Source organism: Pantoea sp. GD03673 (assembly GCF_029844725.1).
Lineage (GTDB): Bacteria > Pseudomonadota > Gammaproteobacteria > Enterobacterales > Enterobacteriaceae > Pantoea.
Map to the genome: position 1 here is coordinate 34,128 of NZ_JAOCKJ010000016.1, position 11,772 is coordinate 45,899.

Annotated in this window: 11 protein-coding genes; 1 reads left to right on the forward strand and 10 read right to left on the reverse strand. The window is 51.8% G+C overall.

What is annotated here, in order from left to right; genetic code table 11:
* Positions 1-26 precede the first annotated feature (26 nt).
* From hxlB to N5J69_RS20830, 7 genes are all read right to left on the reverse strand, one after another.
* Positions 27-587, reverse strand: a complete 561-nt coding sequence (gene hxlB / locus N5J69_RS20800; protein WP_029571190.1) for a 6-phospho-3-hexuloisomerase — start codon at positions 585-587, stop codon at positions 27-29.
* Between the two features lie 13 nt (positions 588-600).
* Positions 601-1,353, reverse strand: coding sequence for an SDR family NAD(P)-dependent oxidoreductase (locus tag N5J69_RS20805; protein WP_029571191.1), 753 nt, complete (start codon positions 1,351-1,353; stop codon positions 601-603).
* Between the two features lie 104 nt (positions 1,354-1,457).
* Positions 1,458-2,102: a ribulose-phosphate 3-epimerase gene (rpe, locus tag N5J69_RS20810; RefSeq protein WP_029571192.1), complete on the reverse strand. Its 645-nt coding sequence runs from the start codon at positions 2,100-2,102 to the stop codon at positions 1,458-1,460.
* Between the two features lie 24 nt (positions 2,103-2,126).
* On the reverse strand, positions 2,127-3,380 hold the full coding sequence (locus N5J69_RS20815; protein ID WP_029571193.1) for a PTS transporter subunit IIC: 1,254 nt from the start codon (positions 3,378-3,380) through the stop codon (positions 2,127-2,129).
* Between the two features lie 23 nt (positions 3,381-3,403).
* Positions 3,404-3,697, reverse strand: coding sequence for a PTS sugar transporter subunit IIB (locus tag N5J69_RS20820; RefSeq protein ID WP_279772465.1), 294 nt, complete (start codon positions 3,695-3,697; stop codon positions 3,404-3,406).
* A gap of 18 nt (positions 3,698-3,715) precedes the next feature.
* Complete coding sequence (gatA, locus tag N5J69_RS20825) at positions 3,716-4,165, reverse strand: PTS galactitol transporter subunit IIA (RefSeq protein WP_064691145.1); 450 nt, start codon at positions 4,163-4,165, stop codon at positions 3,716-3,718.
* A 450-nt stretch (positions 4,166-4,615) separates the two neighbouring features.
* Positions 4,616-5,584 (reverse strand): sugar-binding domain-containing protein, encoded by a 969-nt coding sequence (locus N5J69_RS20830; RefSeq protein WP_064691146.1) that lies wholly within the window; start codon positions 5,582-5,584, stop codon positions 4,616-4,618.
* 453 nt (positions 5,585-6,037) lie between these two features.
* Here N5J69_RS20830 and N5J69_RS20835 point away from each other — a divergent pair, with 453 nt between their 5' ends.
* Entirely contained in the window at positions 6,038-7,243 is a 1,206-nt protein-coding gene (locus N5J69_RS20835; RefSeq protein ID WP_236566369.1) for an MFS transporter, read from the forward strand.
* Positions 7,244-7,496: 253 nt separating this feature from the next.
* Here the strand turns inward: N5J69_RS20835 and N5J69_RS20840 are convergent, their stop codons facing one another.
* The 3 genes from N5J69_RS20840 to N5J69_RS20850 form a co-directional block, all read right to left on the reverse strand.
* A complete protein-coding gene (locus N5J69_RS20840) occupies positions 7,497-8,705 on the reverse strand; it encodes an MFS transporter (protein WP_159222869.1) in 1,209 nt (402 codons plus the stop codon).
* A 109-nt stretch (positions 8,706-8,814) separates the two neighbouring features.
* Entirely contained in the window at positions 8,815-9,642 is an 828-nt protein-coding gene (locus tag N5J69_RS20845) for a universal stress protein (protein WP_064691149.1), read from the reverse strand.
* A gap of 18 nt (positions 9,643-9,660) precedes the next feature.
* Positions 9,661-11,139 (reverse strand): SulP family inorganic anion transporter, encoded by a 1,479-nt coding sequence (locus N5J69_RS20850; protein ID WP_159222868.1) that lies wholly within the window; start codon positions 11,137-11,139, stop codon positions 9,661-9,663.
* Positions 11,140-11,772 lie beyond the last annotated feature (633 nt).

The following is an 11,772-nucleotide window of genomic DNA, read 5'->3' on the forward strand; positions in this document are numbered from 1 at the left end:
CGCTTCCGGAGAAGCGCTCTGTGACGTCATTCAAGGTCAGCGTGCCGTGCAGCCATGGTTTTGCTGGTTTCTCCCAGCTGAGCCATCAGCTCAAGCACAATGGCATCGTAAGTTATGAAACAGAGCTGCTCAAATGCAGAGCCCATCGGCTGGGAAAATGGTACCGGATTGTGATCGTTTTCCTTTGTCACTGCACCAGGTAAAACCAGTATGCTGCCGGCCAGTCTGGCAATTGACGAGTCTTTCTTCATGGTCACCAGCGCCACACCGACGCCACTTTCAGCAGCCTTTTGCGCGAGACTTTTAAGGCTGCCGGTTTCGCCACTGCCGGAACCAATAATCAACAGGTCACCCGGACGGGCACGTGGAGACGAAATGTCTCCCACCACGCTCACGGAGAATCCCAGATGCATTAACCGGTTAGCAAACCCCCTGATTGCAACTCCGCTGCGTCCGGCTCCCTGCAAAAAAATGTGTCCCGCACTGCGGATCCGGGCAATCAGCTGCATCGCCTGATCCTCATCAATTTTCTGCGCATTTTGCTCTAATTCACTGAGGATGCTTCGTGTGTATTCCTGTACGCTCATTTTCAGCTCCCGGTCAGGCAATGGTACGGCCGCCATCCATAAGGATGGTCTGTCCCTGGATGTAGGAGTTTGATTTATCAGCGAGAAAAATGGCCAGGTTTGCTACGTCATCAATGGTGCCCAGGCGGCGGACCGGAATTTTTTCCAGCACTGCATCCAGATCGGCCTGCGTCGGATAGTTAACACGCATCATTTCGCCGGTATCAATCAGGCGGGGTGCAATAGCGTTAACGTTAACGCCTCTCGGTCCCAGCTCTTTTGCCAGGCCGCGGATAAGCCCCTCCCCGCCTGCTTTGCTCGCCGGATAGCTCACGCCGCCGCCGGTTCCTGACAGCGCTGAACCGGAAGAAATGTATACAATTGATCCCTGATTGGTGAGAAAATCATCGTAAAAAGCCTTAACGGTATTGAACAAGCCGGTCAGATTGATGGAGAGGGTCTTATTCCACTCCTCAAAAGAGATATCACTGACCCGGTTAGCGAAGGCTACACCTGCATTCAGCACCAGAACGTCGATGCGGCCATACGCTGCAAAAACCTTATTACGCGCATCGACCAGAGCCTTCGGGTCAGATACATCCGTTCTGATGAAAAGTGATTTTACATCGGCGGACGTCAGTTCTTCAGCGGTTCTGATACCGTTGGCTTCATTGTAATCAGCGATGACGGTATGGGCACCACGATCCGCGAACTGTTTTGCAATCCCTTTTCCGATACCGTGCGCACCGCCGGTGATAAACACAACCTTTCCTGCAAAATTACCCATCAGCATTTTCTCCTGAATTTTTACGACCAGGAAGGACGTTCCCAGCCGGATGACCTGAATCACGACTGCTTATGCAATCAACTTTTCTTTGATAAAGGCTTAAATCAGTTCATAGCAGCTTTTAATTCCCGGTAGCTCGATTCCGGGTTCGCATTAAACAGCGCGCCGCCGACGACAATTAAATCCGCACCGGCTTCCCGGACTTTTTTTGCTATTGCAAGGTTAATGCCGCCATCGACTTCAATCAGGATATTCCGGTCGGCGATCATTTCCCGTGTATTCCTGATTTTCTCCAGGCTTTTTTCAATAAAGACCTGGCCTGGCTGTCCCGGATTAATGGTCATGATGAGAATGTAATCGATATCGTCCAGCAGATAGGTCAGTACGTTTTCAGGCGTACCCGGATTAATTACCACCCCGGCTTTACGTCCGGCCTGGCGGATCTTCTGTAAAATAAAATGCACGTGCGGAGTTGATTCATAATGTACGGAAATCATTTCTGCACCGGTACTGATAACGTCATCAATATGTCTTTGCGGATCTGCCAGCATCATATGTACATCAAATTTCATTTTGCTGACCTTTTTCATTGCGGATATCTGGTTCGGACCAAATGCGATATTACTGACATAAGAACCGTCCATTAAATCAACGTGCAGTATGTCGGTATTTTCATTTTCCAGAAACCGGATCTCATCCTGCAGTCGCAGGATATTTGCCCCGAAAATTGACGGTAAAATCTGTGCCATGGTAAGTAAACCTCATTGTTCAAATCAGTGGAATACCGTGCTCAGCCAGTACGTCAGTACTTCCCACGGGCCGGTCAGTACAAAGTCAGTGCCCTGCCCCTGTAAACCCACGCCGGCACCGTGCAGGAACTGCGTTGCGCCTGGCGCCACATAGCCGCCTAAATACATAACAACAATGCTGAACAGTAAGGTGGAGATAACGGCGCGGATGACGTTTCCGTTACTGGCCATCACGGTCATAGTTGTCATATAGATGATCGACATCAGCACACCGATGGGAAAAATCATGATGCCCGGAAATACCAGTGCGCAGAGCATGGTCAGCGGAATGGTGATAACGGTAACGGTAACGGTGGCCGGATCGCCCAGCGCCAGCGCACAGTCCATACCAATGTTCAACTCTGCGTCCTTGCCCATTTGCTTCTGCATAATTTCTTTGGCGCTTTTGCCAATCGGAGACAGACCTTCCATCAGCACGCCCACAACTTTGGGCAGCAGTACCATGACTGCGGCAACACCCATTGCCATGGGCACAATAGTTGTCACGGGCTGACGGGTCAGGATCCCGAGCAGGCACCCGACCATGACGCCAATAATGGCGGGCTCACCAAATACTCCCAGTCGTTTCTGCACGCTTTCCAAGTCGAGGTCGAGTCTGTTCAGGCCAGGAATGACGTCGATAATTTTATTGACCAGCAGCGCAAAAGGTAATGTCCAGCCAATGTGGATCATGGTGGTGCAGGTCGTTCCTTCCAGACCGTAGTATTTCTGCCAGCGGGGAGCTATTAAATCACCGATAAACAGCGCGATGACGCTCAGGGCCACGGCTACGCCAAAACCGATAAAGAAACTGTCAAACACGAAGTAAGCCAGCGCACCAGGAACGAGGAAGTGCATATAGTTCCAGATATCCACGTTAAGCGTTCTGGTTAACTTCAGGCGAACAAGGAGCAGGTTAAGAATGATGCCGACAGGCACAACCAGAGCCGCAAATGGTGCAACCCATGCCGCTGCGCCTACTGCGGGCCATCCAATATCAGCAACGGTAAACCCGCTGCCAATTTTCGAATAATAGGCGATAGCAGGCTGCAGGGAGGTGCTCAGCAGGTTAACAACCAGACCCAGTCCGATAAAGCCGATACCGACGGTAATGCCTGATTTGATGGCCGCTCCGACTTTCATGCGGAAAACCAGGCCTAAAATAAAGATGACAAGTGGCAGGATAGCGGTAGCACCCATACCTGTTATCGTCAGCATTATGCTTTTTAACATTTCCATCCTGATACCCTCTTAATCTGTTATTATTTCCGGGTCAGATCAGTTAGTAATTCACCAGGTTTTTTTCGCAACACGCCTTCATTAATGCCGGTGATAAAACCCGCGACACTCATGTGAGGCTTGCCCATATCACCTTTATAATTATTCGTTGTTAAAACAACGTCGGCATGCTGCAATTCTGAAGGCAGTTCTGACATGCTGCATTTATTTATTTTGTACTGAGAGATTCCGTATTCAGCACAAACAGATTTAACCTCATCAGCAGCAAGTGTTGAGGTGGCGACTCCGCTTCCGCAGGCGACAAGAATAGTAATCATAATTTTGCTCCGGTAAGGTTATTGCATGATTTCTGAAATAAATAATGCTTCAGCTTTTTCAGACGGCAGTTCCAGGAGATTCTGATAGAAACCTTTGTCCTGCAGCTTGCTGAACAGGGATTTCAACAGCTGCAACTGATTAGACGGGTTGGTTACCACTAAATTGATGACAAGTCGTACCGGTAATTTATCATCGCCATCAGCCTGACCGACCTCAACGGGCTCAGGCAGACGAATAATGTAAACAGAAGGTGTGTTGGCATGCGTACTGTCACAGTGCGGGATCGCCACAGAATAGCCATCAAGCAAAATACCCGTCGGGTACATGGCTTCACGCTCGCGTAGTGCCTCCAGATAGGTATCCTTCACTGTCCCCGCAGCATTCTGCCGTTCATTAATATGCTGCAGCACCTCGTCATAGCTTTTGAAGTCGGCGCCATCGGTGACGCTGATAAGTACTGTATTCATAATTTCTCCCGGTAACCTTTAGATGCTCAAATGAGCATTAAAATATGTACACATGAGCATTTATAGCATGCCGGCGTTTAGCGGTAACAAGCAGAGAGCAAAAGTTATAGGTCGATCACAGTAATAAACAATTGAGCTAAATATAAAATGCTCACATGAGCATATGGCTGAATGCTATATGACCATCTATTTGTCTCAACTTGCTGAATTAAAAGGAAATATATCTGTTACGGCTGTTCTGCTGTTTCGTAAGGTCTCTTTGCGGAAGCGCTTGGAATCCTAGAGGGATAATTGAGCGGGCGTCCTGACAACTGCAGGCGTAATGCGCGGAAATCTGACCGTATGGACTTTTCGCGAAGCTGAGCCACTGTTGCTGCGTCGTGAAATTTCAAAAAGAGGGGCGCCTGCAGCGCCCCGTATTGAAAGAGAAACCAGTTTTTTCCTGACTTATCAGGGACTGACCAGCTTTACCGCTGTATCAAAGTCGGTGATCAGCACATCAAGAAGGCCTGATTTAAGAGAGGCTACGATACCTTCATACTTCTGCTCTCCTCCCGCCACGCCAATCACTGTTTTCGCGCTTCGCAGTTGCTCTGTGGAAATACCGAATCCCAGCCGGCTTATCGGGCTGTCAAGGATCTCCCCTTTGCTGTTGACGAGCGTGATGCAAACATCAGCTGCAATGTCGTCACGGAAAAGTGGTGTCTGCCATTCTTCGGGAAAAATGTCGCACAGGCTGGACGAGCCGGTTTTCCACGCGCCAATACCAGTAATAACGACGTCCAGGCATGAATAATACTGCTGGGTGTCAACCACTGCAGGATCGCTGGCCAGCTTTTCTGCCAGACTTTCATCATCAACCCACATGGGGACATACATAGGATGTGCCTTTCCCTGAGAGATAGCTGCCAGCCGGTGTATCAGGTCTATCGGACCCTGACTGAATTCAATACCCGGATGTACGCCTGAAAGCTGTACAATATCTAAAGCAGGGAGGCTGGTCAGCTGACTCACGGTACTGGACAGAACTCGCCCCCAGGCAATACCCACCTTCATACCCCCGGTCAGGTAATTGCCCAGATAGCTGGCTGTGATACCACCCAGCTTCTCATTTAGTTCTTCCTGGCTGTTCCAGGATTCTGATACAGAAAGCACGACGGCTTTTTGCAGGCCGTATTTCTCGCAGATATTATGGGCCACTTCTTCATCAAGCATCTGCTGTTTGGGAAAAAGGAACTTAACGTATTCCTGTTCGATCGCCTCATCGATCAGGCGCGCGGCCTTGAATCGTGAGATCTCAAGCTCTTCGGCAATTTCTGTTTTGGTCTTCATCTCAACAAAATAACGGCGAACGACCAGAGAATAGATATAGCGGGGGTCATAACCTGACCAGCGGCTATTTTTTATACGTTTAGGCATGGCTAATTCCGTTTTAATCGAAAGGAAATATCACAAAGGTTAACCTGTTGCCCCTGATTTTAATCAAAAGAGTACACTTTTTTATGCTCGTTTGGTATTTACTGGAGTGCTTATCTTACTGCTGTGTGATGGGCAACACGTATACTGTATCTGGTTGGTAAAGCTGGCTGGTATTTTACCTGCGCGTCCGGCTGCCACAGGTATACCTTAGAGACGGTATCCATGATAAAGGTTTGAAAACAGGTTGCCCGAAATGACCTTTCTTGAGTAAAGCAGTACCGCACTGGCAGTATGAATGTAACTAATTAAACAAGCTGTTTTTTTACATGTTTCACAGATTAAGGTTAGAAGTGTTTTGCACAGTGTATGTCCGGCAATCAGATACGGCCCATAGCCCGTTCTGTCACCGCCAGGTTACAGAAATCACAGGCGCTAATTTCGGTAAAACGATTAATGAATATCAGCAAAAAGCCTTCCCGTGAACTTCATAAATCATCTGCTACTCCTGAAGGGGAAAAGTCCAGGTCGTTCATCAGATGGCTTCTTTCATCAGCTTTCCTGAGTTTTCCACAGGCTGCAGGCCCCATTGCATTCTCATTGCTTGCACTCAGTATCACAGGCGATAGCAGAGGCGGGGCAGCGATGATCCTTGCCATGACGATTGCTCAGGTTATTGGCGTGATCCCGTTCACACGCCTGGGGAACCGCTTTAACTCGGTCACTTACTTCCAGCTACTGACGCTTACTCGTTCTGTGGCTTTACTCTGCATAGTACTGGCATCATGGTATAAATTGCCTTTTACGGTATTAGTCATACTTGCCAGCCTGGCCGGACTGGTAAATGGTGCAGCTCAGGGATATTTAAGGGTGATACTAAACCACGTGGTTAACGCAAACCGTTTACCACGTGGGCTGGGTATGGCAGCGACTCTGAATGAGATGGTTTTTGTTCTGGCTCCCGTGGCCGCATCAGGACTGGGAAGCATCTCCCCGGTGTTTTCTCTGCTTGTCATTACCGCTCTGGGTATACTTCCCGCTATTCTCATTCCCCGGCTTAATATCCGGAGCTCACCTTCCGTGGTTAAAACCCAACAAAGAGCACTGACAAGACCGGTTGCTTTGGTGCTTATATGCTCTACTGCAGCTGAGGCAACCGTCGCCGCCGTTGAGATAGGTGCCGTGGCGTTAGCCCTGAGCTTTCGGTATGAGCCATTTTATGCCATTTTTTTCACCGTTCCCTTGTGCCTTGCCTCTGTCATGGGAGGAGTCTGGGTCAGTATCCGCAACCGGATGTCTGCACCCGGCACAGTACTTTTACATCTGTGCCTGATGATGCTAGGGGCTTTGATGGTTACTGTTAATTTCTCCGTCATTACAACCATTGTGGGTGTGATGTGTATTGGCTCTGTCATTGCCCCACTTGGAACACATTTTTCGCTTGTACTTGATGAAATGTCTCCTCCGCATTTGAAAGCCGAGGTCTTCGCCTTACTGCGAACCTCCAATGCCATGGGTGTGATATTTGCGAGTGCCCTTCTGACTGTTACATCGCTGTCATTATCACTGTTAATGATTACGATTTTTATTGGGATAGTCGCTTCAGGAATGGCTGTTACAGTGCTGGGTAAGAAAAGCGTGATTGAGACTGATTGTGAATAACGCCTCAAACAGTAGGGCTCATTGCTTAATCAAAGACATAGCACATTTAAGATAATTATCAGAAGATTAGTAAGAATATAACCGGCAAATGACTGTCATTTATTAAGCCTACAGAAAAGCATTTATCTGCTTCTGGTACGAAACAGACCAGTGTACTTGAAGGTCCGCTATGAGCGAAAAGCGGACGTTGTCCGCTTTGGTACAGAGTTGAATTTACTTACTTCACTTTGGGCCTGTCAGATAAGTCCTGTATTTAACTGTTTATGTCGTCGGGGCTGGCTACCTGAACCCGGGTTGCGACCAGGCTGGCAGCGAGAATGAAGACCAGGCAAATCAGTGCCTGTATTCTGAGAGTGACGTGATGATCAATCAGCACACCCATGATGACCGGGGAAGCGCCGCTGGCAAGCACAGTACCTGCCTCAACGGCAGATCGCACTTTTGCCAGCTGCGCGGAGCCAAACAGCTGCACCCACAGCGCGGTCGCCAGCGTGGACGCAATGGCTGACGATACGCCGGTCATTATGAGATAAAACGGCGTGACCCACTGACTGCTGCTGAGCCACAGCGCCAGCATGCTAGCGCCCTGCGGCAGCAGAAACCACGGCAACAGACGGCGTGGCGTCATCCGGTCTATCAGCGGACCAAATGATAACAGGGAAACCGCCTGCGTTATCGCGTAGGCAATAAACCACCCTGCAACCCACGACAGTGCCCATCCTTTCTCCTCTGCCAGGCGCGCCTGATGGAAAAAGAAGCCCGTAGTGATGAAAGGTGACGCCAGCACTGCGGGCAGAGCAAGAAGCAGATTCCGGTTCTTCCAGACTGACGCTTCGCGAACCTTCTCTGCGCCCCGCTTTCTGAACGTCCGCAGCGGCTTTTCGGCAGCGCGCGGAAGGCAGCTGACAGCCAGCGCAACGCCGGCAATCAGAACCACAGCGTTTATCAGCCAGGCAATGCGCCATCCCGTCAGATAGTTAATCTGCACAGCAGCCAACGGAAACAGCGCCTGCGCCAGTGACAGGCCCAGCGCGATGGCGCCCAGCGCCTTGCCGGCATCAAGCGGAAACTGGCGCGCAGTCGCCGTCAGGGCGGTATGCACCATCAGCCCCTGCCCGCCGAGGCGAAGCAGGTAAAAGCCTGCACAAAGCATCCATGCCGCCTGCGCGCCGGAGACCAGCAGGCACGCCGTTATCAGCAGCAGGGTAACGGCCAGGGTGAAGCGACGGGTGGTGGTGTAATCAATCATCCGGCCTGCCCAGGTCAGCGTGACGGCACTCATCACGGTGCCGGCGGCATAAAGGCCGCCCAGCCCGCCGTCGCTGAGCCCGAATGCCTGACGCAGGTCCTGCCCGTAAAGCGATACGAAATAAGTCTGTCCGAAACTCGACATTGCCATCAGTATCGCGGCAAAAGCCAGATGGCTGCCGTGCTGATACATAAAGCGAAACAGCTGACGCATGGTATTCCCTGAGCGCGGCTGACAAAGGAGCCGCACAAATGAACTGCTCTGGGACTGATGTTCCGGAGGCGCGTTATGAAAAGGGCCCGCGATTGCAGGCCCGTAAAGTTTACCGCAGCATCAGCAGCGGATGACGGCTTTCGGCCAGCATCGCCGTGGTGTGACTGCCGATAAAGAACTGGCGCAGCCGGGAGTGTCCCCAGGCCCCCATCACGATCAGGTCCGTGCCGTTCTCCTCCGCGTAACGACACAGGCCGCGCGAGACGGATTCATCCTGAATCAGCCGGGACTCTGCATCGATGCCGGCTGCCTGCAGGATTTGCTGCGCATCATGCAGTGAAGCATCGTCGCCGTTCACCATCACAACATGGCAGGTCAGACCGCGAAGCAGCGGGCTCACGGTCAGCCGGGTCAGGTTTCGGCGGCTGGCCTCGCTGCCGTCCCAGGCAAAGAGCACCCGGGATGGCGTGCTGAACGTTTCAGGCACGACCAGCACGGGCACTTTCTGCAGGCGGATGACGCTTTCCAGCTGGCTGCCCACCGTATGTTCCGCGCCCCGTCGTCCGAGAACCATCAGCCTGACGTCATCAAGTCCGGCAAGTATTTCATCCAGCGCGCCGTGCATCTGTAGCTGACGCACTTCCGGAACCCCCGCACGGGACAGCCGCTCCGCGCAACCGCTCAGAATGGCTTTACCCTGTGCCATGAGCAGGCGGCTGCGCTCACCCTCCACGCGCACAAGCTCTTCGGTCAGCAGCTCTTTGCTGTCGATGCCAATGCTGCCGCTCAGGTCAGATACGGCCGGATGACCATCTTTTTCCAGCACGTGCAGCAGGGACAGTGGCGCCGGGAGGCCGGCGGCGGCCCACGCCGCGTAGTCACAGACCGGCCCGGTTGACGGCGAACCGTCCACGCAGGCCACAACGGTATTGTTCATAGCTGAATCTCCTGTCGGTTAATGACCGCCCATCAGTTTTTCCGCTTCTTCCGGCTTGTCATGCACGCCGAAGCGGTCAACGAGGGTACGGGTGGCGTCGTTCATGCCCAGTATTTCCACCTCAGCGCCTTCCCGGCGGAACTTAATCACCGCCTTATCAAGCGCGCTCACGGAGGTAATGTCCCAGAAGTGAGCGTGTGTGACGTCAATGACCACGCGCTCTGCCGCTTCCCTGAAGTCAAAGTGGCTCATAAAGCGATCGGCGGAGGCAAAAAAGACCTGGCCGGTCACGGTATAGGTCCGGGTATCGCCCTCCAGTGACGATTTGACCGTCATAAAGCGAGCTACCTTGGTGGCAAAATTCAGCGAGGCAATCAGCACCCCGGTCAGCACGCCGAAGGCCAGATTGTCGGTTGCCACCACCACGACCACGGTTGCCAGCATGACCACGCTGGTTGACAGCGGATGGCGGCGCAGGTCGGTGATGGATCGCCAGGAGAAGGTGCCGATGGAAACCATGATCATGACCGCGACCAGCGCCGCCATCGGGATCTGCGATACCTGGTCACGAAGGAAGATAATCAGGCAGAGCAGCACCAGTCCGGCCGTCAGGGTGGAAAGGCGTCCGCGCCCGCCAGACTTCACGTTAATCACCGACTGACCGATCATGGCGCAGCCCGCCATGCCGCCGATAAATGCCGTGCAGACGTTGGCAATACCCTGCGCCTTGCACTCGCGGTTTTTATCGCTCGGGGTGTCGATCATGTCGTCCACGATAGTGGCAGTCATCATGGATTCCAGCAGTCCCACCACGGCAAGGCCGGCAGAATAAGGCAGGATAATCAGCAGCGTATCCAGGTTCAGCGGAATGTCCGGAATGAGGAATACCGGCAGGCTGTCAGGCAGTTTGCCCATGTCGCCCACGGTGCGAACGTCCAGGTGCAACCACATGGAAATGGCGGTCAGCACCACGATGCAGATCAGCGGGGAGGGAATGGTTTTATTGAGGTACGGAAAGAGGTAGATGATTGCCAGGCCAGCGGCGGTGAGCGCATAAACGTGCCAGGTCACGTTTGTCAGCTCCGGCAGCTGCGCCATGAATATCAGAATGGCCAGCGCGTTGACGAAGCCTGTCACAACAGAGCGCGACACGTAGCGCATCAGGCTGCCAAGCTTCAGGTAGCCGGCAGCCAGCTGCAGCAGGCCGGTTAACACCGATGCCGCCAGCAGATACTGCAGGCCGTGGTCTTTCACCAGGGTTATCATCAGCAGCGCCATGGCGCCGGTGGCCGATGAAATCATGGCGGGACGTCCGCCAAAGATGGCCATAACCACGGGAATACAGAACGCCGAGTAAAGGCCGACCTGCGGGTCAACTCCGGCAATGATGGAAAACGCGATCGCTTCAGGAATAAGCGCGAGCGCGACGACAATACCGGCGAGCACGTCACCACGGACGTTGCCCAGCCAGTCCTTACGCGTCGAGGACAGCAGCATAGTAATTTCTCAGATTTTGAATACAGTCAGCCCGTAAGGGCAAAAATTTCAGGTACGAATAAGCACATCCGCAGACGGGATGTTTTTGAGTACGCGACTGAAACTACTCAGTGCGACAGGGGAGGGTTACGACTCAGGGTGGCGTAAGACGCATGATTTTTTGAGTTCTCCTTTACGGCAACCGATGCCTTCAGGACTGAATTAAGCCAGCTCATCAGGGGATGAACACAGACCACGAAGCCTGCTCTTGCCAGAACAGGCGCTTAACTATAAACGAAAGAAGAAAGAGATCAATGTTTCACTGTGCAGATCATCGTCAGGTAAGTAATCAGAAAGGCACTCCTGCTAACGTCCGCTTTTGGCACAAAGTGGACATGAATCATGTATAAAATTCGTTAAGAGAGAAGTTGATATTAACCATCTTTCCTACCTCTTATGAGGTAATTGCTAACATCAGTATTTTCTAATTACTCGGTAACAGGTTAGACCTTGTTGCGATTCAACCTAAATATTCTCTTTCTTACACCTGCTATAAAGTTAATGAATAGTTAACCGATAATGATGATTAAGATGCTTTTAATCTGCATTATTTTTGTTCTTGTAAAAATTAATTCAGCAGGATGTAAAAATGAG